The sequence below is a fragment of the Nocardia sp. CC213A genome (genome assembly GCF_030766805.1).
GTDB lineage: Bacteria > Actinomycetota > Actinomycetes > Mycobacteriales > Mycobacteriaceae > Nocardia > Nocardia otitidiscaviarum.
Map to the genome: position 1 here is coordinate 128852 of NZ_JASFXA010000018.1, position 25026 is coordinate 153877.

28 protein-coding genes are annotated in these 25026 nt (G+C 68.6%); 16 read left to right on the forward strand and 12 right to left on the reverse strand.

Annotated elements, in window-relative coordinates; translation table 11 throughout:
- Nucleotides 1-198: 198 nt before the first annotated feature.
- Complete coding sequence (greA, locus tag QJS31_RS28255) at nucleotides 199-693, reverse strand: transcription elongation factor GreA (protein WP_029931336.1); 495 nt, start codon at nucleotides 691-693, stop codon at nucleotides 199-201.
- 244 nt (nucleotides 694-937) lie between these two features.
- Nucleotides 938-1357: a DUF4307 domain-containing protein gene (locus QJS31_RS28260; protein ID WP_282785501.1), complete on the reverse strand. Its 420-nt coding sequence runs from the start codon at nucleotides 1355-1357 to the stop codon at nucleotides 938-940.
- A 155-nt stretch (nucleotides 1358-1512) separates the two neighbouring features.
- Between QJS31_RS28260 and mca the strand changes: the two genes are divergently transcribed.
- Nucleotides 1513-2391, forward strand: a complete 879-nt coding sequence (gene mca, locus QJS31_RS28265) for a mycothiol conjugate amidase Mca (protein WP_029931338.1) — start codon at nucleotides 1513-1515, stop codon at nucleotides 2389-2391.
- The gene (locus QJS31_RS28270; protein WP_282785500.1) at nucleotides 2388-2669 is read left to right on the forward strand and encodes a hypothetical protein; all 282 of its coding nucleotides are present in this window, start codon (nucleotides 2388-2390) and stop codon (nucleotides 2667-2669) included. The genes mca and QJS31_RS28270 overlap by 4 nt, the downstream gene beginning before the upstream one ends.
- Nucleotides 2670-2967: 298 nt before the next feature.
- Here the strand turns inward: QJS31_RS28270 and QJS31_RS28275 are convergent, their stop codons facing one another.
- Entirely contained in the window at nucleotides 2968-3450 is a 483-nt protein-coding gene (locus QJS31_RS28275; protein ID WP_282785499.1) for a cupin domain-containing protein, read from the reverse strand.
- A gap of 109 nt (nucleotides 3451-3559) precedes the next feature.
- Here QJS31_RS28275 and QJS31_RS28280 point away from each other — a divergent pair, with 109 nt between their 5' ends.
- Complete coding sequence (locus tag QJS31_RS28280) at nucleotides 3560-4444, forward strand: LysR family transcriptional regulator (RefSeq protein ID WP_306358140.1); 885 nt, start codon at nucleotides 3560-3562, stop codon at nucleotides 4442-4444.
- Nucleotides 4445-4730: 286 nt separating this feature from the next.
- Here the strand turns inward: QJS31_RS28280 and QJS31_RS28285 are convergent, their stop codons facing one another.
- Nucleotides 4731-5198, reverse strand: coding sequence for a carboxymuconolactone decarboxylase family protein (locus QJS31_RS28285; RefSeq protein WP_306358141.1), 468 nt, complete (start codon nucleotides 5196-5198; stop codon nucleotides 4731-4733).
- Nucleotides 5199-5312: 114 nt separating this feature from the next.
- Between QJS31_RS28285 and QJS31_RS28290 the strand changes: the two genes are divergently transcribed.
- Entirely contained in the window at nucleotides 5313-6098 is a 786-nt protein-coding gene (locus QJS31_RS28290; protein ID WP_282785496.1) for an alpha/beta fold hydrolase, read from the forward strand.
- A gap of 189 nt (nucleotides 6099-6287) precedes the next feature.
- Nucleotides 6288-6818, forward strand: coding sequence for a hypothetical protein (locus QJS31_RS28295; RefSeq protein WP_306358142.1), 531 nt, complete (start codon nucleotides 6288-6290; stop codon nucleotides 6816-6818).
- Nucleotides 6819-6945: 127 nt separating this feature from the next.
- Here QJS31_RS28295 and QJS31_RS28300 read toward each other — a convergent pair whose 3' ends face one another.
- Complete coding sequence (locus tag QJS31_RS28300) at nucleotides 6946-7119, reverse strand: hypothetical protein (protein ID WP_306358143.1); 174 nt, start codon at nucleotides 7117-7119, stop codon at nucleotides 6946-6948.
- 132 nt (nucleotides 7120-7251) lie between these two features.
- Between QJS31_RS28300 and QJS31_RS28305 the strand changes: the two genes are divergently transcribed.
- From QJS31_RS28305 to QJS31_RS28320, 4 genes are all read left to right on the forward strand, one after another.
- A complete protein-coding gene (locus QJS31_RS28305) occupies nucleotides 7252-8010 on the forward strand; it encodes a DUF3558 family protein (protein ID WP_306358144.1) in 759 nt (252 codons plus the stop codon).
- A 217-nt stretch (nucleotides 8011-8227) separates the two neighbouring features.
- Complete coding sequence (locus tag QJS31_RS28310) at nucleotides 8228-8539, forward strand: hypothetical protein (protein WP_306358145.1); 312 nt, start codon at nucleotides 8228-8230, stop codon at nucleotides 8537-8539.
- The gene (locus tag QJS31_RS28315) at nucleotides 8515-8931 is read left to right on the forward strand and encodes a type II toxin-antitoxin system VapC family toxin (RefSeq protein ID WP_306358146.1); all 417 of its coding nucleotides are present in this window, start codon (nucleotides 8515-8517) and stop codon (nucleotides 8929-8931) included. The genes QJS31_RS28310 and QJS31_RS28315 overlap by 25 nt, the downstream gene beginning before the upstream one ends.
- A 312-nt stretch (nucleotides 8932-9243) precedes the next feature.
- Nucleotides 9244-11304, forward strand: a complete 2061-nt coding sequence (locus QJS31_RS28320) for a thioredoxin domain-containing protein (RefSeq protein ID WP_306358147.1) — start codon at nucleotides 9244-9246, stop codon at nucleotides 11302-11304.
- 117 nt (nucleotides 11305-11421) lie between these two features.
- Here the strand turns inward: QJS31_RS28320 and QJS31_RS28325 are convergent, their stop codons facing one another.
- The 3 genes from QJS31_RS28325 to QJS31_RS28335 form a co-directional block, all read right to left on the reverse strand.
- Nucleotides 11422-11871 carry a hypothetical protein gene (locus QJS31_RS28325; RefSeq protein WP_282777700.1) on the reverse strand — a complete coding sequence of 150 codons (450 nt, stop codon included), beginning with the start codon at nucleotides 11869-11871 and terminating at the stop codon, nucleotides 11422-11424.
- An 865-nt stretch (nucleotides 11872-12736) separates the two neighbouring features.
- Nucleotides 12737-14293, reverse strand: coding sequence for an adenylate/guanylate cyclase domain-containing protein (locus tag QJS31_RS28330; protein WP_306358148.1), 1557 nt, complete (start codon nucleotides 14291-14293; stop codon nucleotides 12737-12739).
- A gap of 211 nt (nucleotides 14294-14504) precedes the next feature.
- Nucleotides 14505-15191 (reverse strand): hemolysin III family protein, encoded by a 687-nt coding sequence (locus QJS31_RS28335; RefSeq protein WP_282777704.1) that lies wholly within the window; start codon nucleotides 15189-15191, stop codon nucleotides 14505-14507.
- A 154-nt stretch (nucleotides 15192-15345) separates the two neighbouring features.
- Here QJS31_RS28335 and QJS31_RS28340 point away from each other — a divergent pair, with 154 nt between their 5' ends.
- Nucleotides 15346-16125 (forward strand): isoprenyl transferase, encoded by a 780-nt coding sequence (locus tag QJS31_RS28340; RefSeq protein ID WP_143979466.1) that lies wholly within the window; start codon nucleotides 15346-15348, stop codon nucleotides 16123-16125.
- Nucleotides 16126-16238: 113 nt separating this feature from the next.
- Nucleotides 16239-16850: a hypothetical protein gene (locus QJS31_RS28345; RefSeq protein WP_051037681.1), complete on the forward strand. Its 612-nt coding sequence runs from the start codon at nucleotides 16239-16241 to the stop codon at nucleotides 16848-16850.
- On the opposite strand, the gene coaA is transcribed toward QJS31_RS28345, so the two are convergent.
- Entirely contained in the window at nucleotides 16847-17779 is a 933-nt protein-coding gene (gene coaA, locus QJS31_RS28350; protein WP_029931355.1) for a type I pantothenate kinase, read from the reverse strand. The two genes, QJS31_RS28345 and coaA, sit on opposite strands and share 4 nt — an antisense overlap.
- A gap of 224 nt (nucleotides 17780-18003) precedes the next feature.
- On the opposite strand from coaA, the gene QJS31_RS28355 reads away from it, so the two are divergent.
- Nucleotides 18004-19203 carry a DUF885 domain-containing protein gene (locus tag QJS31_RS28355; RefSeq protein ID WP_306358149.1) on the forward strand — a complete coding sequence of 400 codons (1200 nt, stop codon included), beginning with the start codon at nucleotides 18004-18006 and terminating at the stop codon, nucleotides 19201-19203.
- Between the two features lie 431 nt (nucleotides 19204-19634).
- On the forward strand, nucleotides 19635-20927 hold the full coding sequence (gene glyA, locus QJS31_RS28360) for a serine hydroxymethyltransferase (protein WP_306358150.1): 1293 nt from the start codon (nucleotides 19635-19637) through the stop codon (nucleotides 20925-20927).
- Nucleotides 20928-21162: 235 nt separating this feature from the next.
- Here glyA and QJS31_RS28365 read toward each other — a convergent pair whose 3' ends face one another.
- The 3 genes from QJS31_RS28365 to QJS31_RS28375 all read right to left on the reverse strand — a co-directional run bounded on the left by QJS31_RS28365 (nucleotide 21163) and on the right by QJS31_RS28375 (nucleotide 22113).
- Nucleotides 21163-21471: a glutaredoxin domain-containing protein gene (locus QJS31_RS28365; protein WP_282777712.1), complete on the reverse strand. Its 309-nt coding sequence runs from the start codon at nucleotides 21469-21471 to the stop codon at nucleotides 21163-21165.
- Between the two features lie 14 nt (nucleotides 21472-21485).
- Complete coding sequence (locus QJS31_RS28370; protein ID WP_282777714.1) at nucleotides 21486-21662, reverse strand: alpha/beta fold hydrolase; 177 nt, start codon at nucleotides 21660-21662, stop codon at nucleotides 21486-21488.
- 178 nt (nucleotides 21663-21840) lie between these two features.
- Nucleotides 21841-22113, reverse strand: a complete 273-nt coding sequence (locus QJS31_RS28375; protein ID WP_306358151.1) for a hypothetical protein — start codon at nucleotides 22111-22113, stop codon at nucleotides 21841-21843.
- 81 nt (nucleotides 22114-22194) lie between these two features.
- Here QJS31_RS28375 and QJS31_RS28380 point away from each other — a divergent pair, with 81 nt between their 5' ends.
- The 3 genes from QJS31_RS28380 to QJS31_RS28390 all read left to right on the forward strand — a co-directional run bounded on the left by QJS31_RS28380 (nucleotide 22195) and on the right by QJS31_RS28390 (nucleotide 24983).
- Nucleotides 22195-22569: a DUF488 domain-containing protein gene (locus tag QJS31_RS28380; protein WP_282777718.1), complete on the forward strand. Its 375-nt coding sequence runs from the start codon at nucleotides 22195-22197 to the stop codon at nucleotides 22567-22569.
- Nucleotides 22570-22921: 352 nt separating this feature from the next.
- Nucleotides 22922-24199, forward strand: a complete 1278-nt coding sequence (locus QJS31_RS28385) for a PhoH family protein (protein WP_282777743.1) — start codon at nucleotides 22922-22924, stop codon at nucleotides 24197-24199.
- A gap of 187 nt (nucleotides 24200-24386) precedes the next feature.
- A complete protein-coding gene (locus QJS31_RS28390) occupies nucleotides 24387-24983 on the forward strand; it encodes an LGFP repeat-containing protein (protein ID WP_282777720.1) in 597 nt (198 codons plus the stop codon).
- The last annotated feature ends 43 nt before the right edge of the window (nucleotides 24984-25026 follow it).

A 25026-nucleotide genomic window follows, 5' to 3' on the forward strand; every position in this document is an offset into this window, starting at 1 on the left:
CATCGGATGAGATCCGATGCGGCCGTTTCGTGTTCGACAAGCGGGGCACCTCCCGGGCCGGCCGTGCCATATGGCGGGCGACCCGCCCCGCGGTCATCGCGGTATTCGGTTCGTCGAATTGTGCTGTGCGCGCCCACTATCGAGTGCGGCCCCCGGTCGGTGAGGACCGGGGGCCGCGATGCTCGATGCGGTCGGTCGTCAGCTGTGGTAGGGCTCCGCGCTGACCAGCGTCACCTTCATGGTGTTGCCGTTGGGCAGCGTGTACTCGCGCGTCTCGCCCACCTTGGCGTCGATCAGAGCGCCGCCCAGCGGCGAGTTCGGCGAGTAGGTTTCCAGGTCGGCGCGGCCCAAACCCTCTTCGCGGGTCGCGATCAGGAACGTCTCGGTATCGGTCTCGTCACCGTCGTAGTAGACCTTGACGACGGAACCCGGCAGGGCGACACCCGACTTGCTCGGCGGCACACCCACCTTGGCGTTGTTGAGCAGTTCCTGCAGCTGGCGGATGCGCGCCTCCTGCTGGCCCTGCTCTTCACGCGCGGCGTGGTAGCCGCCGTTCTCCTTGAGGTCGCCTTCTTCACGGCGTTCGTTGATTTCGGCCGCGATGACCGGACGGTTGGCGATGAGCGCGTCGAGTTCGCCCTTGAGCCTCTCGTGCGACTCCGGGGTCAGCCAGGTCACGTTCGTCTCAGTCATCTCGATCACTCCCTAGTAGTTGTTCCCGGCATGCCGGGATTCCCTGATACCCGTCGCCGAAACCGCCTCGAGCGGGCACAGCGACAGTGAGCGGCTAGAGCGATCTCTGGGGGAGGTACCCGACAGCGCTGGCCGCCAATGCAGCAAACACGGCTCCGAGGTCCGGAACCGTGTGTCGGATCATTTTAGCACGATTCGGAAATGCGCAGGTAGAAGCGCCAAAGCGGGTCGCTTACCGGACTTTTCAGCCAGCGTGCAGGTAGGCGGGTACCTTGTCGCTACAACCGTAGACGCTGGCCGCGCCCGTACGGGCCGAGGTGCGGATGACGGTATCGATCCGGACGGTTTTGTCCGTTGAGCCCGCGATCAGCACTTCGCGGCGGCCGACCTCGACCTGGTCGGGGTCCAATGCCCGAACGTAGCACACGACCGGTTTGTTCGGATCCGCACGCGTGACCTTGAAGTCGAGGGTCACGGTGGAGTCGTCGATGATGTCGTAGCCGATGCGCTCGGCCACGATGTCCTGCGGTCCGTACTGGCGATAGCCCAGGTAGGCGACCACGAGACCGGCGACGACGACCAGAACGCCGAGCAGGATCAGGACCGATCGGGGGGCCTTGCGCGGTGCTGTTCCGTACCGGTCGGCCGGTCTCTGGATCACCACTGCGCGCTCCCGGGGGGTAGGTCGGAACAAATAACAATCGGATGGAACTATAGGGAATGAAGATCTGACACCCCCTGCCTGGACTACCCGGCGGAGAGCATTGAGGTGAAGACTGTGATCGGTGAGGTGAACGAGAAGTGAGCGGACTTCGCCTCATGGCGGTGCATGCCCATCCCGACGACGAATCCAGCAAGGGCGCGGCGACCACGGCCCGCTACGCCGCGGAAGGGCACGAGGTCCTCGTCGTCACCCTCACCGGCGGTGAGCGCGGCGACATCCTGAACCCCGCCATGAACATCCCCGGCATTCTCGACCGGATTTCCGACGTGCGCCGCGAGGAGATGGCGGAGGCGGCCAAGGCGCTCGGCGTCCGGCAGACCTGGCTGGGATTCGTGGACTCCGGGCTGCCCGAGGGTGACCCGCTGCCGCCGCTGCCCGAGGGCTGCTTCGCGCTGGTGCCCCTCGACGAGGCCACCGAGGCGCTGGTGAAGGTGGTGCGCGAATTCAAGCCGCACGTCATCACCACCTATGACGAGATGGGCGGCTACCCGCACCCGGACCACATCATGTGCCACAAGGTGTCGGCGGCCGCGTTCGACGCCGCGGGCGATCCCGAGCGCTTCCCCGACGCGGGCGAGCCGTGGACGCCGCTGAAGCTGTACTACAACCACGGCTTCAGCCTGGCCCGGCTGGAACTGTTCGCCGAGGAGTACGAGCGCATCGGCGAACCGTTCCCCATGCAGGACTGGATGGACCGCATGCGCAAGTACGCCGCCGAGCGCGGCGATATCATGGCTCGGGTCACCACCCAGGTCGAATGTGCCAAGTACTTCCCGCAGCGCGACGACGCCCTGCGGGCGCACGCCACGCAGATCGACCCGAACGGCGCGTTCTTCGCGATTCCACTGGAGATGCAGCAGCGGCTGTGGCCCACCGAGGAGTTCGAGCTCGCCCAGACCCGGGTGCGCACCGCCATCCCGGAGACCGACCTGTTCGCCGGAATCGAAGACGCCGACGAGGAAGCCCCCCGATGATCACAGCCCTGCTCGCCCAGACCCCCGGCACCCCGACCGGTCCGGAGTTCGGCAAGGCGTCTCCGCTGGGCCTCGTCATTGTCCTGGTGCTGCTGGCGGGCACGGTGCTGCTCATCTGGAGCATGAACAAGCACATCAAGAATCTGCCCGCCACCTTCTCCCCGGAGCATCCGGAACCGGACCAGGCGGCGGACGAGGGCACCGACCCCGGAGCGGTGCACGCCGACGCGAAGACGGTCGAGCAGGGCCTGAAGAACGAATCCTCGGGCGCTTCCTGAGCGTCGCCCGACCCGATCGGAGCCCGTGCCGGACATCCGGCGCGGGCTCCGATCGTGCGTAGCGGAAGTTTGGTCGCCCTGAGAGCCGGTACCTGTGCACTCGGGCGCGGTGGACGACTGTAGTGGTAGCGACCCGGACGTCGCATCCGATTTTCGGCGGGCGGGCGGCGACACCTCTGCGGATGTCGTCGCTCGACCGGGCGGCGATATCGACACCGCCGGTGCGCGCGCCGCACCGGTGTCCAGCCGGACGCGGTCTCCCGGCTCGACGCCGAATAGTGCTGCCGCGCAACGATCGTCAACTCTGACGCCAGGTCACACCGGGCACGAAGTACACGTCGTAACGCTGTTGCTCCGGCAGCAGGCTCGCGAATTCGGCCTGTCCGTGTCGGATGCGGCCGAGCTGGCGGAAGTATTCGAACCGGTCCACTCCCGGCCCGAGGACGATGAGCACGTCGGCCGTCGATCCGGGTGCCGCGCCGAAGGCGTGCGGCATGCCCGGCGGCACGATGATCAGGCTGCCCGCCGTCACGGTCGTGGATCGACCGTCGAGGTAGAACTCCATGGTGCCGTCGAGGATGTAGAACAGTTCCGCGGACCGGGCGTGACAGTGCGGTGCGGCGCCGTCCGCGCCGGGGCCGAGGGTCAGTCGGTTGACGCTCAGCGCGCCCGCGGTGTCACCGGCCTCGGCGAGCAGGTGGAAGGCGCCGCCGTGCGGCAGTGTCACGGTTTCGGCGGTCGCGTTCGGGACGATCAGGGCGTCGGCGGTGGTGGACGACATGGTGTGCTCCTTCGTTCGGTGCCGATATCAGTGCACCTCGGGAAGAAAGCGGGAACCAGAAGCGGTTGCCGCACACAGTGATCACGAATCCAGATCGGTCGGAGGCACGGTGGAACTGCGGCAGCTCGAATACTTCGTGGCCGTGGCGGAGGAGGGCGGCTTCGGCCGGGCGGCGCAGCGGTTGACCATCGTGCAGTCGGCGGTGAGCCAGCAGATCGCGCGACTGGAGCGCGAGTTCGGGGTGCGCCTGTTCGACAGGTCGACCAGGCATGTGCGGCTCACCGGGGCGGGGGAGCGGTTGCTGATGGAGGCGCGGGCCGTGCTGGCCGCTGCGGACCGCGTGCGCGAGGTCGCGACCGATATCGCGGCGGGGGCCGATGGCGTACTGCGAGTGGGCACCCTCCACGCGCCCGACGACCGGGTCTACCGCGCCCTGAACGAATTGGCCGGAATCGCACCACGCCTGCGGGTGCGCCCCCGGCGGCTGCCTCCGGCCGAGCGGCTGGCCGCGGTGCGGGCGGGTGAATTGGATGCCGCGCTGGTGCGCGCCCTGCGTCACGCGCCCGGCCTCGAGGTGCTCGAGGTCTGGGACGATCCGCTGTACGTGGCGCTGCCCGCCGCCCACCCCCTCGCCGCGCATCCCGGACTGCGGCTCGATCAGCTGGGGCGAATTCCCCTGCGACTGGCGGCCCGTGCGGCCAATCCCGCGTTCCACGATCTGATCACCGAGTCGTGCCGGGCCGCCGGTATCGCCCCGCCCGCCGGTCCGCCGTTCACCACCTTGCAGCAGACGCTGGCCGAGATCGCTTCCGGCACACCGTCGTGGACGGTGTTCTACGCGGTCTCCACCCTGCCGCGCATGCACGGGGTGGCGATCGTGCCGTTGACCGGACTGTCGGTGACCACGGCGCTCGCCGTGCCGCCCGGCCCACCCACCCCGGCCGTCCGGCATCTGCTCGAGGCATTGCGCCGCACCCCGATCCGGGCGGCGTGAATCGTTCCGCGCATGGTGCACGCTCGTCGCGGGGCCGTCTTCCCGGCTCCCGAAGTCAGGACGCGCAGGCGGCGGCGTGCGGCGTTTCGGATGCGACCCTGGTCGGTGCGACTGGTGGGTACGGCGCGGCCTACCGGTGTGCTGGGCACTCGGGCTCGGCCGCGGTCACTGCGTGCGTCCCACTCCTCTGTCCACGCGTCGAACGGTGTGACGGCCGCGTACTGGCCCGAGCCGAGCGGGCCTCCCTCCGCTGCGGCGGGTGCCGGAGCGGCCGTGCGATCGGCTCTCACCACTGGCCGGGCACGTACTCCCCGCCCGGCAGCCCCGCGATGACATTGAGGCGATTCCAGGCGTTGATGGTGGCGATCAGGCCGATCAGTGCGCCGATCTGGTTGTCGTCGTAATGCTTGCGGATCTCGGACCAGGTCTCTTCGGAGATGCCGCGGCCGTTGTCGGCCAGGCGGGTGCCTTCCTCGGTGAGCGCTAGGGCGGCGCGTTCGGCCTCGGTGAACACCGTCGACTCGCGCCAGGCGGCGACCATGGCCAGGCGCAGCGGCGTCTCGCCCGCGTGCGCCGCGTCCTTGGTGTGCATATCCAGGCACATTCCGCAGCCGTTGATCTGGGAGGCGCGGATCTTCACCAGCTCCTGGGTGGCCATGGGCAGTGTGGACTCGTCGATCACGCGGGCCGCGGTCACCAGGCGCTTGGTGAACTTGGCGGCGACTTCGTTCTCGTACAGGGCGAACCGGGTCATCGTCTTCTCTTTCCTGTTCGGGTTCGTGGTGCTTCGACAGGTTGACGACGCGGTCGGCCGAGGTGTGACATCGCTCGGCGATACAGTGCGGGGAGCTGATCGGGAGGAGCCGAGATGACGAAGCCGCCACTGTTGTTGCTGCACGGCGTGACCATGTCGGGGCGGGCGTGGAAGGAGCTGTCGCCCAGCCTGTCCGAACGCCACGACGTGCTCGCCCCGACGCTGCGCGGGCATCGGGGCGGCCCGCCACCGGAGCGGCGGCCGGTGCGAGTGCGCGACCTGGTCGACGATATGGAGCGGCTGCTCGATGAGAAGGGTTGGGAGACCGCGCATCTGGCCGGTAACTCGCTCGGCGGGTGGATCGCGGTGGAACTCGCCCGGCGTGGTCGGGCGCGCACCGTCTGCGCGCTGTCGCCCGCCGGGTTCTGGTCGGCCGGAGACGAGGAGCAGACGCACGGCACCACGATCCTGCGGTGGCTGGCTCGATTGGCCTCGGCCACACACACTCTCGCGCCGGTGGGGCTGGCCGTTGCGCCGGTGCGCACACTGGTGCTGCGCTCGGTCGCCCAGCACGGCGAGCGGCTGTCCCGCGCGGACGCCACCGCCGTCGTGCGCGATCTCGTCGGCTGCGCGGTGACGGGCGACATCCTGTCCTCCACCGAGGAGATCGCACCCCTGGACCCGGTGCCGTGCCCGATGACGATCGCCTGGTCGGAGCATGACCGTATCCTGCCGCTGGACGTCAACGGGGCTATCGCGCGGGAACGGGTGCCTGGGGCGCGGTTCGAGGTGCTCACCGGGGTGGGTCACGTGCCGATGATCGACGACCCGGCTCGGGTGGTCCGCGTCATCGAGGCCGCCACGGGTGTGCGCGACGCTTCCGGAGCGTCGGGGGAGTAGCGCGTGGTTCGGATTCGAACGGGTGGTCACCGGGGTGGGTAACACGCCGTCTCGTGCGGCCGACGGTATTGATACAGGCCGACCGGTCGGCCCGTCGTGTCCGGCGTGATCGACAACCGTGGTAGACACCGCCGGTAGCAGTGCACGACAGCTCGTAGACAACCGCCCGACGTCGAGTGGAGTACGACCATGAAACGCACGATCCGGTACCTGACCGCCGCCACCTTCCTGGGCGCCGGCGTGGCCGTCGCCGCCGCACCAGCCAATGCCGAGCACCCCGGCAGCCCGTGCCAGCTCGGCTGGTCCAATGTGGAGCCGCGCTCCTGTGAGCAGAACAGCTTCAACCTCGCTCCCACCTGGACCCTCGGCAACGGATTCTGTGCCGGGATGTTCACCACCGGCGGCACCGCCTTCGACGGCCCGCTCTACGAGTACTCCGAGGCCCCCGGTGCCACGCATGCGGTGGTCCTGCGCATCACCCAGGGCTTCTCGCCCGTCGGCTACTGGGGGCCGCAGTTCCTCGCCTGCGATGTCACCGCCGTCGTCGACTGGCACAACCTCGACACCGGTCAGTCCGGCAGCGTCAGCCAGTTCGTCCCCGCGGGCCAGCGCTCGGCACCGGCAATCCTGGTGGCGCACACCGGGTCCGGGCGAGTGCAGCTCACCGTGCGGACCGACCGGCCCTCCATCCCGGCCACGGCCGAGGTCTTCGTGCCGTAACCGACCCGGCCGGACCGCCGCCCGTCGCGGGCGGCGGTCGAATCTCGCCCAGCGGGTGAGCCAGCTCGCGCACGGGTGTCGGTCAGTTCGCGCACCGGGGCCAGTCAGCTTCGCGCACCGGTGTCGGTCAGCTCGCCCATCGGCGTCGGCCAGCTCGCCCATCGGCGGTGGCGGCCATGGCGACCCAGGTCATGGCCGCCACCGCGACCGGACGGGAACGCCAGCCTTCCAGCAGCGCGGCGTCATGGACCCGCCGCTGCCGCTGTTCGGCTGGGCGAGCCAGCGGGGGTGAGGTGCTCACCGACTGGCGAATAGGGCATTCGACCGATAGTGCGGTCCCGGTTCGCGCCATACGGTGACATCGCCGCGCGATTGTCGAATCCGGTTCCGGGAGCGCGCTTTCGGGCCGCCTAGCTGGAGGTATCGGCCGACCATGACACGAACTCGTGAATTCCACGCCACCCCGCGCCCCCTGGGCGGTGCGCGGACCACCGCACTCCGCATGGCAGCGGTGCTGGGTGGCGCTGCGTTGGCGCTGGCCGGCTGCACCACCGACTCCACGGGCAGCGCACCGGCTCCGGGCGGGACCACCACGGTTCCGGCCGCCGCGCCCACGACGGTGGGCGACGGCGGCACCAAGGCACCGGAGCCCACGCGTGCCGACACCGCTCCGATCGACAGCCCCGGGTCGGAACCCACGCGTGCCGACACCCCCGCGCCCGCTCCGATCGACAGCCCCGGGCCGGAACCCACGCGTCCCGACACCACCGCGCCCTCCACGGAGCCCGCGTCCGGTGCCTTCTGGGATCCCTGTTCGATCCCCGAATCCGAAGTTGTCGCAGTGGGGCTGGATCCCGCGACCGAGGTGCGAACGACCGAATCGATGTTCGCGTCCTGCCAATGGCTCGCTACCGATCGAAGCTTCGACCTGATCCTGACGCATTCGGGCGACTCGATGGATTATGTCCTCACGCCCGGAAACTACAAGGACCTCCGCCGCAGCGAGTACTACGGTCGCGAGTTCGCCGTTTTCCGCGCGGTATCCGACAGCGACAATATCGGCTGCCTGATCGTCACCCCGGCCGCCGCCGGCAGCTTCGTATTCACCCTCCGGAACTCCCGGCCCGATGGCGAGGACGCGTGTCTCACCATCCAGCGAGTCAGCGCCGGACTGTTCCATTCCCTGCCCTGACCAGCTCCTCCTTCGGCCGAGAGCCGCGACGACGGTGGTCGGTGTGGGCGGCTGTGACACAGGAACCGATTAGGTGGGTGCCACTTCGTCCCCCTCCGCCTGCTGTTAGTCATATTTTCGCAGGTAGATGCCATTCTCTGGGGTTCCCTTCGGTAAAGATCCGTCGTGGACCAGCTTCCGGTAGCATGTTTCCTACTTCAAGTAGTAAACTCGCGGTGTGACTGCACTACCTGAGGACTACTCGCCGGGCCACGGACCGGCGGCGAAGGTCAGCGTCTCGCTGCGGGCAGGGAATATCCGAGCCGTCAGGGAGCGTGTTGGCTCGCGGGGGTTCTCGGCCTATGTGGATGCCGCCGTGGAGCGTCAGATCGAGCGGGATCTGCTCGAGGAGGCGTTGCTTGCGAATGAAGAACAGGCCGGGGTCATTTCGCGGGAAATCAAGGATGAGGCAACGGCGCTGTTCCGTGAGGTGAAAGCCTCGCCCGAGTTGCAGGGGGACACCGGGTGGCACGCACGCGAAGCCGACTGAGCGCCGGAACGCTTGTTCTGGACTGTGAAGGACTGTCGAAGTGGTGTGTTGCGGATCCAAGGGTCACCGCGTACGTCCGTGAAGCACAGGACAACGACTTCCGGGTGATCGTCAGTGCTCTCACCCCCATCGAGGCATACGACAAGAGGGCCAAGAACGATCGTTGGCGCTGGCACCTGTCTCGCTTGCGGATCGAACCTGTTACGGACGAAATCGCATTCCACGCGATCGACCTACTGCGCGAAGCTGGTCTGCACGGCCATAAGTACGCGATAGACGCCGTGGTGGCCGCGACGGCGCTGCGGGCAGTGAAGCCGGTCGTGCTCTTGACTTCGGACGTGGATGACCTAACCAAATTGTGTGGCAAGCAGATTCGCATCGTGGAGGTATAGACAGCCACGATGCGGCGACAGGCGTATCCGCAAGCGGCGTGCGTCGCCATGTGGCAACGCCGAGGGGTGGGTGACACCGTCACCCGATCCTGCAGCAGCCCCATCGGGTCGAGAATGCTGTGGTGGGGTCCACGACATGCCCACCGGATCGATTGGGACAATGTTGATGCAACTAGTCCTATGTGATGGCGCATTAGTCGGAACGGGGGCGGATGGAAGGCGGCATGTCGGCTGTGCGTTCGCGTACCGTTCGCCCTGCGAGGTAATGCGTGGGTCACGCTGTGGGCTCACCAGGCATGGGAGGTTGGAACCGTGAACCAATTGGCCAGTGCGACATCGCCTTACCTGCGTCAGCATGCCGACAATCCGGTCGATTGGCGGGAGTGGGATGCGGAGGCGCTGGCCGAAGCGGCCGCGCGCGACGTGCCGATACTACTGTCCGTAGGATACGCGAGCTGTCACTGGTGCCACGTCATGGCGCACGAGTCGTTCGAGGACGCCGCCACCGCCGCGCTCATGAACGAGAACTTCGTGTGCGTGAAGGTGGATCGGGAGGAGCGGCCGGATCTGGATGCCGTGTACATGGCGGCGACCGTCGCCATGACGGGGCAGGGGGGCTGGCCGATGACGTGTTTTCTGACTCCGGCGGGGGAGCCGTTCTATTGCGGGACCTACTATCCGAAGACGCCGCGGCACGGGATGCCGTCGTTCACCCAGTTGTTGACGGCGGTGTCGGAGACCTGGCGGGATCGGCGCGGGGAGGTGGACCGGGCCGCCACGCAGGTGGGGGAGGCGCTGCGGCAGCAGTCGGGCGGGCTGCCCGAGGGGACGGTGACGGTCCGGCCGGAGCTGCTCGATCACGCGGTGGCGGCGGTGCTGCGGGAGGTGGACCACGAGCGGGGCGGGATCGGGAACGCGCCCAAGTTTCCGCCGTCGGCGCTCATGGAGGGGCTGCTGCGGGCCTACGAGCGCGGCGGGAACGAGCAGGCGCTGCACGCGGTGACGTTCACGGCGGAGGCCATGGCGCGGGGCGGCATCTACGACCAGCTGCGCGGCGGGTTCGCGCGCTATTCGGTGGACGCCGCCTGGGTGGTGCCGCATTTCGAGAAGATGCTCTACGACAATGCGCAACTGCTGCGGGTGTACGCGCACCTGGCCCGGCGGGTGGCGGCCGAGCGTGACGGGGTACTGGAATCCCTGCCCTTGCGAATCGCCAGGGAGACAGCGCATTTCCTGCTCGACGACCTCGGTACCGAACAGGGCGGGTTCGCGTCGGCGCTGGACGCCGACACGCATCTGGAGCCCGGTCGGCCCGGTGTCGAGGGCGCGACCTACGTGTGGACCCCGGCGGAGCTCAACGGAGCCCTGGGCGCTATCGACGGCGCTTGGGCCGCTGAGCTTTTCGGCGTCACCACGGCGGGCACCTTCGAACACGGCACCTCCGTGCTCACCCGCTACCGCGAACCCGTCGGCGAATACGAACGCTACGAACGCATTCGGGAGACCCTGCGCGCCGCCCGCGACCGCCGCCCGCAGCCCGAGCGCGACGACAAGGTGGTGACCGCCTGGAACGGCATGGCCGTCACCGCGCTGGCGGAGGCGGGCGGCGCGCACAGCCGCATGGACTGGATCGCGGCCGCCGAGGCGTGCGCGCTGTTCCTGCTGGACGTGCATGTGGTCGACGACCGGGTGCTGCGGGCCTCGCTGGGCGGCGTGGCGGGTGCGGCGCCCGGCGTGCTGGAGGATTACGCCTGGCTCACCACGGGTTTGCTGTCACTGCATCAGACCGTCGGCGGCCGCACCTGGCTCGACCACGGGCAGCGCATCCTGGACGCCGCCATCGCCCACTTCGCCGATCCGGACGCGCCCGGCAGCTGGTTCGATACCGCCGACGACGCCGAAACCCTGGTCGCCCGCCCACGCGATCCCCTGGACGGAGCCACCCCGTCCGGGTCCTCCGCCATGGCCGAGGCGCTGCTCACGGCCGCCGCACTCAGCGATCCGGAGCGTGCCACGCGCTACCGCGAACTCGCGGACCGCACCCTCGAACGCGGTGCGATCGTGCTGGCCCGCGCACCCCGCTCGGGTGGGCACTGGCTGACCGTCGCCGAGGCCGCCGTGCGCGGACCCATCCAGGTGGCCGTCGCCGTCGCACCCGACGACAGTCAGGGCTACTCGGCCGGATTGGCGCTCACCGCATGGGAATCCGCGCCCGGCGGCACGGTGATCGTGACCGGCGCCCCGGACAGTGCCCCGCTGCTCACCGATCGCCACCCCGTCTCCGGCCGCTCCGCCGCCTACGTCTGCCGCGGCGCGGTCTGCGACCTCCCGGTCACCTCCCCCGACGACCTGCGCGACTCGCTCGCCCGCTGAACCACCGCGGACGAACACGGCAAGGACGCGATCCCTCCCACGTCGATGTGAGGCCGTTCGCTGTTCCGTACAGCGTGATATCTCGGCAGGTCGCCGGAGCGGGCGCGCCTCGCGGGATCATCGGCCAGCGCGGACCAGGGCGGGGAGGGCGATGAGCACGGCCAGGATGTGGACGGCGCGAAGGGCTCCGATCACCACGGATTCCGTGGTCCAGCCCACCATCAGCTCGCCGAAATGCGGTGCCGTGAGCACCGCCCGCACCGGTTCGGCGAGCAGTGACAGCAGACCCGCCGTTCCCAATCCGGCGACGAGAGTCCAACGCGCCCAAGATGATCCGGCCGCCATGCGGAACGTGAGGACGACCACGGTCAGATAGACCGCGGCGCGCATGGCCAACGCGGGCAGCAGCCCGTCGATGTCGGCTTCGGGTCGCTCGAGCAGCATGGCCGCCCGCAGTAGCGTTTCACCGACTCCGCAGTACACGGCGATCAGCACGGCATGCAGCGCCACCGTCACCGAGTGGGGACGCGCGACCTCGGTGGTCTCGTGCGGTGAGCTCTCGATCATGTCCGTCACTGTGCGCGCGATCGGCCGCGCACCGGATCCCCCACGAGTATCGAAGGCGGGTCACCCGTCGGTATGAGCTCCCGCCGCGAGCCGAGGTCGGCCGGGGCAGGTGGGCCGCACCGGCGATTCCGGCCAGCGACGAAACCACGGGAACACGCGCGTCCTTCGCTGCCGACGCTCTGCCCATGGCTGGCACGGACGCTGTGTCCGTGGTCGGCATCGACGCTGCGTCCGGAGCCAGCACTCCCGAGGCCAGCACTGACGTGGTGTCCGGTGCTGTTTCGACGCCGCGTCCGGGCCAGCGCTGACGCTGCCCCCGATGCTGGCTCCGATGCCGTGCGCCCACGTCACTCGAGGGTCCCCGTCCGCATAATGTTTTGCCCACCGCCGACCCTGGGCCTACAGTCCGAAACATGTCCCTCTCAATCTGTCCAGCGCGCGATCGACGAGCACTCGGTGCTCGAGGCGATGACCGTGCATGACTGACAGCCGTCGATCGGGGGTGTTCGCGCCGCCCAATCGTGCGGACACGACCCGTGCTCTGAACGACCGCTACCTGCCGCACACCCGCCGCGCCACGGCTACCCGGCCCCCATCCAGCCGTCCGGGGGCGCGCCGCCGCTGAGCGGGTCGCGTGCCCGGGTACGGCTCGAGCGCTGGGAAGCGGTTCGGGGTGCTTCCGGCCGTCCCCGCGATGCCGACCTGCCGGGCGTCCTGGTCGCCTTCACCGGATAGCAGCGGGTCCGGTCGGCTGTGCCGCTCTCAGCACCGGTATTTCGCCACCCGCCGAGCCGGACCCGTGTTCGCGGTCGTGGCGGCGTGGGCCGATGGCGTGCGGGCGGACCGACTGCGGCGGGGGCCGTGGTCAGCTCGTCTCGGTGGCGGGTTCGGCGAGGGTGGTTGTGTCGGTAGGTGTTTCGTGCGGTGTCGGCTCCGCGACCCGCCGGGCGGCCAGATCCGTCCAGCAGTCGGTCGGGTTCTTGCGGCCGCGCAGCAGGATGGTTTCGTGCAGCGTCCACCGCGAGCGTTCGTAGTCGGCGGCGGCGTCGATGACGGCCCGGCTGGCGAGGATGCGCCGTGGCACCCGTTTGGCCTCGGTGGTGAGGCGGGCCGCCTCGTTCACCGCGTCGCCGATGACGGTGAACTCGAGGCGGGTGTCGGCTCCGATATCGCCCGCGAACACCAGGCCGCGCGCCACGCCGATGCCGATGTCGAGTTCTCCGGCGGCCGCCACCTCGTCGCGAATGCGGCGGGCGGCGCGCAGGGCGGGGGTGGCGTTGTCCGACAGGGAGATCGGTGCGCCGAAGATGCACAGCGCGGCGTCACCCTCGAACTTGTTGACCAGCCCGTGGTTGTCCTCGGTGGCCGCGACCACCGTGGACAGCAGCCGGTTGAGCTTGGCCACGAAGGCGTCCGGAGGGAGTTCGGTGGCCAGCGCCACCGACCCGGTCACATCCACGAACAGCGCCGTCACCACGCGCATATCGCCGGTGAGGTCGGCGCCCCCGGCGAGTGCCCGCTCGGCCACCTCCGCGCCGACGTGGCGGCCGAAGACGGTGCGCATGCGTTCGCGCTCGCTCAGATTCGCGGCCAGTTCGTTGACCGAGAGTTCCAGCCGCCCCAGCTCACTGGCGCTGCCGATGGGCACCCGCACGTCGAGGTCGCCGCGGGCGATCCGGTCCAGCGCCATCCGCAGTGTGTGCATGGGGGTGGCGACCGCGCGGGCCAGCGCCGCCGTCGCCACCGCACCCGCCGACAGTCCGACGACGGCGAGATAGATGCCGGTCCGAATCCGATCGTCCGGCGACGGCACCGGATCGGCCAGTACGGTGATGAGCATGAACAGCGGGACGGCTCCCGCCACCGCGAAGGTCACCAATACTCGGACCAGCACGGTGGAACTCCAGTGCGTGGTGCCGCCCACCACCTCCGCCACCGTGGGAATGGTCGGCCGGATGAGCCGATCCACGACGAGATAGGTGACGGCCGCCGACTCCAGTCCGCCGAAGGTGAACATGGCCAGCACCACGGCCAGATCCGGCCCGGTGGTGGCATTCGCGAACAGCGCGGCCGCGATGATCACACCGGGCAACCAGATGGCCAGCGCCCGCGCCGTGATGGTGATCGGCAGTGTCAGCAGGCGGCGCGCCTCGGATTCGGTGGGCTTGCGGCGCTCGTCCAGCCAGCCGAAGTAGTGGCTGCGGTCGCGGACCGCGAGCACGATGCCGGCCAGCGCGCCGAGGGTCGGATAGATCGCCGCGGGGGCGAGGGCGGTCAGCCAGTTCGGGCCGAGACGGCCGAGGTATCCGGCGAGCCAGAGTTCGGTGACGATGACGCCCAGGCCGCTGAGGTTGCACGCCATCACCACGGCGGCCAAGCCCCACCCGGCCCGCAACGCCCACAGGATAAGCCGACTCAACACCTTCGCCTCTCCGCGTTGTCAGCGCGCGGCCGAGAGCCGCCGGCGGCTGTGGACGCGTGCCGGCGGTTGGGAGCCGAAACCATTGTGGGCGTGCCCGATGAGTTACCCCGATCCTCGCGAAATCAGTCGTCACCACTCGGCAGTGTCGCTGCGATCAGCGCGGTTGCTCCGGTGATCATGAGTGGACAACAGTCTAAATGCGGTGATCAGGTCAGCGCAGCAGGACCAGCCAGACCGCGATGTAGTGGCAGAGGGCCGCGACGACCGTTGCCGCGTGGAAGAACTCGTGGTGGCCGAACACCTCGGGCCACGGATCGGGCCAGCGGGTGGCGTAGAGGATCGCGCCGCCGCTGTAGGCGAGGCCGCCGATGAGCAGCAGCAGCATCGGGGCGAGGCCGACATTGTGGGTGAGGGTTCCGGCGACCGGCACGATGGCCCAGCCCAGCAGCAGGTACAGCGGTACGCCGACCCAGCGGGGAGCGGTGGGCCACAGCAGTTTCAGGGCCACCCCGGCGAGCGCGCCGATCCACACCACGGTCAGCAGGACGGTGCCGGACCGTCCGCCCACCCCGAGCAGTGCGAAGGGCGTGTAACTGCCCGCGATGAACAGGAAGATCATCGAGTGGTCGGCGCGCTTCATGTGGATGCGGGCGCGATCGGTCTTCCAGTTCACCCGGTGATAGGTGGCGCTGACCCCGAACACCCCGCAGACGGTGAGCCCGTACACCAGCGTCGACCACGCCGCCGTCGCCGACACCGTGGTGCCCGCGATCACCAGCGCGATCACCCCGACGGCCGCGATACCGACCGCCCACGTATGTATCCATCCCCGCATGCGCGGTTTGAGCAATACCTCGACAACGTCCGCCACCGGAGCGGGCACCGCGGTATCCGACATCAGTTACCTCCTGAGTAACCTACGGTACCGTAGGTTAGCGGGTCGCAGACGCGCCGCGCATCACACTGCGGTACGAGTCACGGCTGGCGCTGCGGTATGTCGTGCACTGTCCCGGTCAGCCCGCCGCCGCGCGGCGGGGCGTACTGTTTTCGCCGTGAAGCTTGCGAGTCAGGTGCGTGGTTTTCCCTACCGCATCTACGAGGCCCGGCTGTCGAAGCAGCTGGCTGGCAAACAACATCCGCGTCATGTGGCGGTGATGTGCGACGGCAATCGTCGCTGGGCGCGGGAGAACGGCTTCTCCGATATCAGTCACGGGCACCGGGTGGGGGCGCTCAAGATCGCCGAGCTGGTGAGCTGGTGCGGTGAGGTCGGCATCGAGATGGTCACCGTGTACCTGCTCTCGACCGAGAACCTGCGCCGCGACCGCGAGGAGCTGGAGACGCTCTTCGACGTGATCACCGATGTGGTGGAGGAACTGTCCGCGCCGGAACAGAATTCCACCGTGCGCATCGTGGGCGCGCTGGATCAACTGCCCGAGGATATGGCGCGGCGGCTGCGCGACGCGGCCAAGCGCACCGACGGCCGCAATGGCGTCCACGTGAACGTGGCCATCGGATACGGCGGCCGCCAGGAGATCACCGATGCGGTGCGGTCGCTGGTTCGCCAGGAGATGGCGGCGGGCGAGACCGGCGAGGATCTGGTGCAGTCCATTACCGTCGACGCCATCGGCCAGCATCTCTACACCTCCGGTCAGCCGGATCCGGATCTGGTCATCCGCACCTCCGGTGAACAGCGCCTTTCCGGATTCCTGCTGTGGCAGAGCGCGTATTCGGAGATCTGGTTCACCGAGGCGTACTGGCCGGAATTCCGGCGCACCGATTTCCTGCGCGCCCTGCGCGATTACGCGGCCCGCCACCGCCGCTTCGGAGTTTGAATCGGCCCGGTCCGGGGAACGGGCGGGCCGCTGACAACGGCCAGCACACGGTTGGGTTGCAGTGCAATGGCTTTGGGGTTCGCGGGGGCCTTGCTGCCGTAGCGTCGGATGGCATGGGCGAGGTGCGCGAAGGGCCGTGGACCGCCGTGAACGCCGCGGCGGTGGTCGAGTCGGATCCATATATTTCCTACGAGGAGTTCGGTCGCAGATTCCTGGAATACGCGGCCTCCGAACACCGTATCCAGGGCGCGTTCGGGCAATTGACGGGCGAGGCGTTCGATTTCGGCCCGATCGGAGTGGGGCCGGGCCGGATCGCGAAGCTGTTCGCGACGGTGCGGCTCGGTAAGCCGAAACTCGATCGGGAGGTGCGGGACAATATCTCCTTCGCGCTGAAGATCCCCCTCGAGGTGGATCTGCTGGTCGATCTGGCCGTGGACCGCTATCCGTTCCATGTGGACGGCAAGATCCACCTGCATCTGACCGTGCGCACGGCCGAACCGCTGCGCGTGATCATCGATATCGCCGAACCCCGCCCGAGCGATGTGCGGGTGAATGTGGCGAGCGCGTCGCGGCGCGGTGAACTGCTGCGCATCCTTGCCAGCGTCGATCACGAGATTCGCCGTTTCGTGGCCCGCTACCTGGCCGAGGAGATCCGCAAACCGCATATCGTGGCCGCCACCGATATCGACGTGGCGGCACGGCTGGACGCGGCCTGGAAGCTCTAGAGCTTGCGCAGCCGCAGCCGGTTGATGCTGTGGTCGGAGTCCTTGCGCAGCACCAGGGTCGCGCGCGGGCGGGTGGGCAGGATGTTCTCCACCAGGTTGGGCCGGTTGGTGTTGTTCCAGATCTCGCGGGCCGCGCCGATGGCTTCCTGATCGTTGAATCGGGCGTAGTGGTGGAACGCGGAATTCGGATCGGAGAACGAGGTCTTGCGCAGCGCGAGAAAGCGCTCGATATACCAGTTCTCGATGTCCTCGATGCGCGCGTCGACATAGATGGAGAAGTCGAACAGGTCCGACACCATGAGCCGGGGACCGGTCTGCAACACGTTCAATCCCTCGACGATCAGGATGTCGGGCTGGCGCACGCAGTGTTTCTGATCCGGCACGATGTCGTAGGCGATATGCGAATACACCGGGGCGCACACTTCCGACGCACCGGATTTCACCTCGGTGACGAAGCGCAGCAGTTTGCGGCGGTCGTAGCTCTCCGGGAAGCCCTTGCGGTGCATGAGGCCGCGGCGGGTGAGTTCGGCGGTGGGGTAGAGGAATCCGTCGGTGGTCACCAGATCGACGCGCGGGTGGTGGTCCCAGCGGGCCAGCAACGCCTGGAGTACGCGGGCGGTGGTGGATTTGCCGACCGCGACACTGCCCGCGACACCGATGACGAACGGAACCTGGCGGTCCGGGTGGGTTTCCCCGAGGAAGGTGGCGGTGGCGGCGAAAAGGCGCTGTCTGGCGGCCACCTGGAGGTGGATGAGCCGGGCCAGCGGCAGGTAGACCTCGGCGACCTCTTCCAGGTCGATCTGTTCACCCAGGCCGCGCAGACCGATCAGTTCCTCCTCGGTGAGCACCAAGGGGGTCGACTTGCGCAGGGTGCGCCATTGTTTCCGGTCGAATTCCACATAGGGACTCGGCTCGCTCATCCGTGCCACGAAGTCTCACCGTTCCCGTGTCCGGTCCGGTGAGATCCGGTCCACACTCCACGCATAGGCGAATTCTGCTCGGGTGCAACGGGGCGGGAAAAACCGGGTGTTGTTACTCGCCAGTAGCCGGGGTGAGATATCCCACCCGGACCGCACGTTTGAAACGGCGTTCCGGCGCTCCACCGGTCCGGACCGTCGCCGCGCTCGCCCGGAGGCGGATAGTGTTCCCGGACATGGCAGCGCATCCCCTGGTTACCGACTATCTGCGACTGGGCTTGGCCTTCGACCGGCTCGAGGAAGGGTTCGTCGACGCGTACACCGGCGATCCCGCTCTGCGGCGCGAGGTGGAGAACGCGCCGCGGCCGGAGCCCCGCGATCTCGCGCACCGCGCCGCGGCACTGCGCAAGGAACTGCCCGAGGCCGGACTCACCACCGAACGCACCGAATTCCTGGAGGCGCATCTGCGCGCCATGGAGTGCTCGGCGTGCAAATTCGCCGGGGACGAGATTCCGTTCGTCGAGGAGGTGCGCGCCTACTTCGACGTGGATATCGCCCCCGGTGATGTGGCCGAATACCAGGAGGCGCACCGGCAGATGGACGAGGTGCTCGCGGGTGAGGGGGCACTGCTCGAGCGGGTGACCGCGCACCGGCGCGCGGACGAGATTCCGCCGGAGCGCCTGCGGGCGTGTGTGGACGCGTTCTCGGGCGCGCTGCGGGAACTGGTGCGCCAGCGCTACCCGCTGCCCGACCACGAATTCGTGGAGTACGAGGTGGTGGGCGACAAGCCGTGGTCCGGCTTCAACTACTACCTGGGCAACTACAAGTCCCGGGTCGCCATCAACTCGGACCTGAAGCAGCACATGGCGAACCTGCCGCATCTCATCGCGCACGAGTCGTATCCGGGGCATCACACCGAACACTGCCGCAAGGAAGCCGGGCTGGTGGCGGCCGGGCAGGCCGAGCAGACCCTGTTCCTGGTGAACACCCCGCAGTGCCTGATGGCGGAGGGGCTGGCGGATCTGGCGCTGAAGTCCATCGTGGGTCCCGGGTGGGGCGTGTGGGCGCAGGAGATCTACGCCGATCTCGGCCTGCGCTTCGACGGTGAACGCGCCGAACGCCTGTCGAACGCCTCCGCGAAACTGCTGAACGTGCGTCAGGACGCCGCGCTGCTGCTGCACGATCGCGGCAAGGACGCCGACGAGGTGGCGGCCTTCCTCGAACGCTGGAGCCTGGCGACACCCGAACGCGCCCGCCAATCCCTGCGCTTCCTGTCCTCCCCGCTGTGGCGCGCCTACATCTCCACCTACGTGGAGGGCTACCGCCTGCTCGGCGGCTGGCTCGACCGTGCCCCCGACACGGACGACCGCTCGGAGCGTTTCCGCCGTCTGCTGGACGAACCCCTGACCCCGGGCGCGATACGCCGGATGCCCTGAGGCCGTGCCGGGGCGCGCTGACCTCGCGGGATGTGTTCGGAGCGCGGAGTTGTCGGAGAATGGCGAGCGTGCTCGCCTTTGCGGAGGTGTGGCCGAGCTGGCCTTGCGGAGGTGTGGCCGAGCTGGCCTTGCGGAGGTGTGGCCGAGCTGGCCTTGCGGAGGTGTGGCCGCGCGTCTGGTGTGGCGGAGTGCTTGCGCGTCGCGGGGCGTGGCGGTGTGCTCGCATCGCGGGATGTGGCGGACGCGCTGATGGCGTGGCGGCGCTGACTACGGGCGGTGGTGCGGAGTGCGTGACGTGGGGTGGTGATGGAGCGTGTCGGCGTTGGCGATTGCGGGGCGGGCCGGGTCGCGCGGCGGCCGGGGAATGTGCGGGAGCTGTGCGGTGGCGGGGGCGAGCGACCGCTCGGTGGCTGCCCCCTAGACTGACCGTCGTGACCCAGACCGCCGCCTCCGTCAACACTCAGTCGCTCGCCGAGCTCGATCCGCAGGTCGCCGCCGCGATGGCCGAAGAGCTCGCCCGGGAACGCGACACCCTAGAGATGATCGCGTCCGAGAACTTCGTGCCGCGCGCCGTGCTCCAGGCACAGGGCAGCGTGCTCACCAACAAGTACGCCGAGGGGTACCCGGGGCGGCGCTACTACGGCGGCTGCGAGGCCGTCGACAAGGTCGAGGAGCTGGCGCGCGAGCGGGTGAAGGAGCTGTTCGGCGCGGAATTCGCCAATGTGCAGCCGCATTCGGGTGCGCAGGCCAATGCCGCCGTGCTCATGGCGCTGATGAACCCGGGCGACAAGCTGCTCGGACTGGATCTGGCGCACGGCGGCCACCTCACCCACGGAATGCGGCTGAACTTCTCCGGCAAGCTGTACGAGGTGCACGCCTACGGGGTGTCCAAGGAAGACCACCGGGTCGATATGGACGAGGTGCGCAAGATCGCCCGCGACACCCGCCCGAAGGTGATCGTGGCCGGTTGGTCGGCCTACCCCCGCCACCTCGACTTCGCCGCCTTCCGGGAGATCGCCGACGAGGTCGGCGCGTACCTGTGGGTCGATATGGCGCACTTCGCCGGTCTGGTCGCGGCGGGTCTGCATCCGTCGCCGGTGCCGCATGCCGACGTGGTGTCGTCCACCGTGCACAAGACCCTCGGCGGTCCGCGGTCGGGCCTCATCCTGGCCAAGCAGGATTACGCCAAGAAGCTGAACTCCGCGGTCTTCCCGGGCCAGCAGGGCGGCCCGCTCATGCACGCCATCGCCGCCAAGGCCGTGGCCTTCAAGATCGCGGGCGGCGACGAGTTCACCGAGCGCCAGCAGCGCACCGTGTCGGGTGCGAAGATCCTGGCCGAACGGCTCACCGGCGCGGATGTCAAGGACAAGGGCATCACCGTGCTCACCGGCGGCACCGATGTACACCTGGTGCTGGTCGACCTGCGCAATTCGGCGCTGGACGGCCAGCAGGGTGAGGATCTGCTGCACGAGGTCGGAATCACCGTGAACCGCAATGCCGTTCCGTTCGACCCGCGCCCGCCGATGGTCACCTCGGGCCTGCGCATCGGCACCGCCGCGCTGGCCACCCGCGGCTTCGGCGACACCGAGTTCACCGAGGTCGCCGACATCATCGCCACCGCCCTCGCCGGCGGCGACATCGCCGCCCTGCGCGCCCGGGTCGCCAAGCTGGCCCAGGACTTCCCGCTCTACGAGGGCCTCGAGGACTGGAAGCTGCTCGGCTGATCACCGTGCCGAAACGCCTGCGGCGCTGAAGCACTGGGGCCTGGTTGTCGTGCGTGATGACCAGGCCCCGACGTATCCGGGGCCGGTCTCGGCTACACGTCGCGAGCCGATCGGTGAAGCGGGCGGTCACATCACGCGGTGTGGTGCTACCGGCGGGCACGCTGGCGGCGTGGGGGCGCGTGCGTGCCGGTGGTCGAACGGTGGTGTGGCCGAGCGGATCTGGCCGCTCGTCCCGCTACCAGCTCCAGAATTTGCGCGGTCCCTCCGTGAGCGCGGGCGCTTCGTCGGCTATCGTGCGGATCAACCGCTTCGGTGACGGGTTGACCCACTGTTGTTCCCGCGCTTCGGTTTTCAGCACGACCGTCGGCACGGTCTCGTTGCCGTGGGCGACCGAGCGCACGAAGGCGGCCGCGTCCGGGTCCTTCCAGATGTCGATCTCACTGTGCACGATGCCGTGGCGGTTGAGCACCCGCCGCATCCGGGAGCAGTACGGGCAGCCCGCACGGCGGTAAACGAGCAGCTCCGGAGCGGTATCGGCGGTCATGCCCGGAGTCTAGGTCAGGGCGCGGATGCGCGCAGCCAGTCGAGCAGAGCGGTGGTGACCGCCGCGGTCCGCTTCTCCATGACGTAGTGATCCGCTCCGGCGATCCGGGTGAGGGTCGCGTTCGGCAGCCGCCGCGCCGGATCCTCGGCGATCGACCAGGGACACGGGACATCCCGGTCGCCCCACATCACGGCCGTGGGGTAGCGAACGGGGAGAGGTCGGCGAGCACCCGGCGCGGCGGCGGTCACATGGCCTCACGGTAGGACCGGCCGAGCCGGGCTGTCGAGCGCCACCGCTGGCAGCGCGGCCGAGACGGCTGATTCCGCAAGAGCTACGGCCGGAATCGTCGTGGTGTCGCGCCCGATCGGCTCAGGAATGCTTGACGAGGTAGTCCAGGTACATGGGCCGCAGCACCTCGGCGATATCGCCCTCGCCCGCGTGCACGTAGTCGTCGAGCACCGGGAGCACGTACTTGATGTCGGCTTCGCTCTCCCCGATGTTCCCGGCCGCGGCCTCGGCGGCCGGAATCGATTTCAGCAGCTCCCACAGGAATTTCACGTCACCGTGCCGGACGGCCAGCTTCACGGCGCGGTCGTGCAGTTCCTTGGCGGAGAGCTTCTCGAGATCCTGATCGTCGGCCATGGTTCGACTGTATCGGCTCCGGAATCGGAATCGGCGGCGTGGTGTATCGCGTCGGCCGCCTGGTCGTGCTGCCATACGGAGATGGCACAGCAACCGCGTTTCCAGGTCAAGCGGGTGTACGACCCGCCGGAGCCGAGTGACGGCCGTCGAATTCTGGTGGATCGGCTGTGGCCGCGCGGGATCAGCAAACAGGCGGCGGAGATCGACGAGTGGGCCAGGGAGGTGACGCCCTCGTCGGCGCTGCGGAAGTGGTTCCACGCCGACCCGTCGGGGCGGCGGGCGGAGTTCGCGCGCCGGTACCGCGCCGAGCTCGCCGACGATGCCGCGCGGGAGGTGCTGGCGCGGTTGCGACACGAGGCCGATTCGCAGCCGTTGACGCTGGTCACGGCCGTGAAAGAACCTGATCACAGCCATATTCCGATCCTGCTCGACGAATTGGGCGAATCGCCCGAATAGGGCGTCCGTTAACGGGATCTTCACCAACACGCCTGTAACTCGGTAGGCCGGAAGTCCAATTCGGCTGTAGCGTCGGGGGTGCGGGTCGCGTAGAGGTGGCCCGTACGGGAGGTCCTGGTCGTGACTGAGCAACTCAGTGCGAGGGGGCCGGCACCCGGCCCTCGGGTCTACTGACCTACAGGGCGGACCGGCCCAGCGAGAACACCCGCGCGGGGCCGCGTGGGTGACAAAGGAGCCCACCGTGACTGATGCACGCTCCGTAACCGCTCCCAGCAGGGATGCCCGCACCGCGAGCACCGGAAAGGGAGTTCGCGCCTCGCAGTCGTCCGAATCCGGACGTAAAACCTTTGTCGTGGACACCTCGGTGTTGCTGTCGGATCCTTGGGCGGTCACCCGCTTCGGTGAGCATCATGTGGTGCTGCCGATCGTGGTGATCAGCGAGCTCGAGGCCAAACGCCACCACCACGAGCTGGGCTGGTTCGCCCGCGAGGCACTGCGCATGCTGGACGATCTCCGACTCCAGCACGGACGACTCGACCAGGAGATTCCGGTCGGCGTCGACGGTGGGACCTTGCAGGTCGAGCTGAACCACACCGATCCGGAGGTGCTGCCGGTCGGGTTCCGCACCGATACCAACGACTCCCGGATTCTGGCCTGTGCGCTGAATCTGGCCGCCGAGGGGCATCGAGTCGTGCTGGTTTCCAAGGACATTCCGCTGCGCGTCAAGGCGAGCGCGGTCGGCTTGGCCGCCGACGAGTACCACGCCCAGGATGTGGTCACCTCCGGCTGGACCGGCATGGCCGAGCTGGATGTCAGTGCGGCGGTGGTGGACAAGCTCTACGCCGACTCCGTCATCGATCTGGACGAGGCCCGGGATCTGCCGTGCCACACCGGCATTCGGCTGCTCGGCACCAACGGCAGCGCCCTGGCCCGGGTGACCCCGGACAAGCGGGTGCAGTTGGTGCGCGGTGATCGCGAGGCGTTCGGTTTGCACGGCCGCTCCGCCGAACAGCGCATCGCCCTGGATCTGCTGCTCGACGAGAGCGTGGGCATCGTGTCCATGGGCGGCCGCGCCGGTACCGGAAAGTCGGCGCTGGCGCTGATGGCCGGTCTGGAGGCTGTGCTGGAGCGCCGCTCGCATCGCAAGGTCGTGGTGTTCCGGCCGCTGTACGCGGTCGGCGGCCAGGATCTCGGCTACCTGCCCGGTTCGGAGAGCGAGAAGATGGGGCCGTGGGCGCAGGCCGTCTTCGACACCCTCGAGGGTCTCGCCAGCCAGGAGGTGATGGAGGAGGTGCAGGCGCGCGGCATGCTGGAGGTGCTACCGCTCACCCACATTCGCGGTCGGTCGCTGCACGACTCCTTCGTGATCGTGGACGAGGCGCAGTCGCTGGAACGCAATGTGCTGCTCACCGTGCTCAGCCGCCTGGGCACGGGATCGCGGGTGGTGCTCACCCACGATGTGGCGCAGCGCGACAACCTCCGGGTCGGTCGGCACGACGGCGTGGCCGCCGTGATCGAGAAGCTGAAGGGGCATCCGCTGTTCGCCCACATCACCCTGACCCGCAGCGAGCGTTCGCCGATCGCCGCCCTGGTCACCGAGATGCTGGAGGAGTACGGGCCGAACTCCTGATCCGGTTAACGCCGGGCGTGTGGTTTGCCTCACGGATCGACGGGTATATTCCGGCAAAGTACCTGCTAGAAGCTGATTTCGGTTGATACCGAACGGTTTGCCGAACAGCTGCCGAATGTCGATCCGAGCCGCCGGGGGTGTCGTGGGAACGCGGCACCCCCGTGCGGCCCGCAGCGGGAGGATGATCATGCACCACTTCGCTCGACGCACGGCCGGATTCATGACCGCGATCGCCCTGGTGGCGTTGCCGCTCGCCGGCTGCGCCAAGGACGACAAGGATGCCAAACCCGACACCGGGATGGCGACGACCACGGCGATGGCCACGGCCACCGAACACACCGACGGCCATTCCGACGATGCCCACGACAACGAGACCGACCGTAACGACGCCGATCGCAACGAGACCGACCGCGACGACACCCCGACAACGAAGATCCCCACCGCCGCCGGGGACATCGAGGTGTCCGGCTCGATTCTGGAGAAGTACAACGCCGTCGGCGGCGTGACGAGCCCGCTGGGCGAACCCACCGGGGAATCCCAGGACGCTCCCGGTGGCGGCACCATGCAGGCGTTCGAGGGCGGAGCCATCTACAGCAGCCCCGACACCGGCGCGCACATCGTCTGGGGCGAGATCCGGGACGCCTGGATGGCGAACGGCGGCCCCGGCGGCAAGCTCGGCTACCCGACCAGCGACGAGATGGATATCGCGGGCGGCAAGCAGAGCGATTTCACCGGCGGCACCATCACCTGGGTGGATCGGCAGATCACCGTCACAGAGAAGTAGTCCGACCACCGCGGGCTCGGCGGCTGCGCTCCGAGCCCGCGGT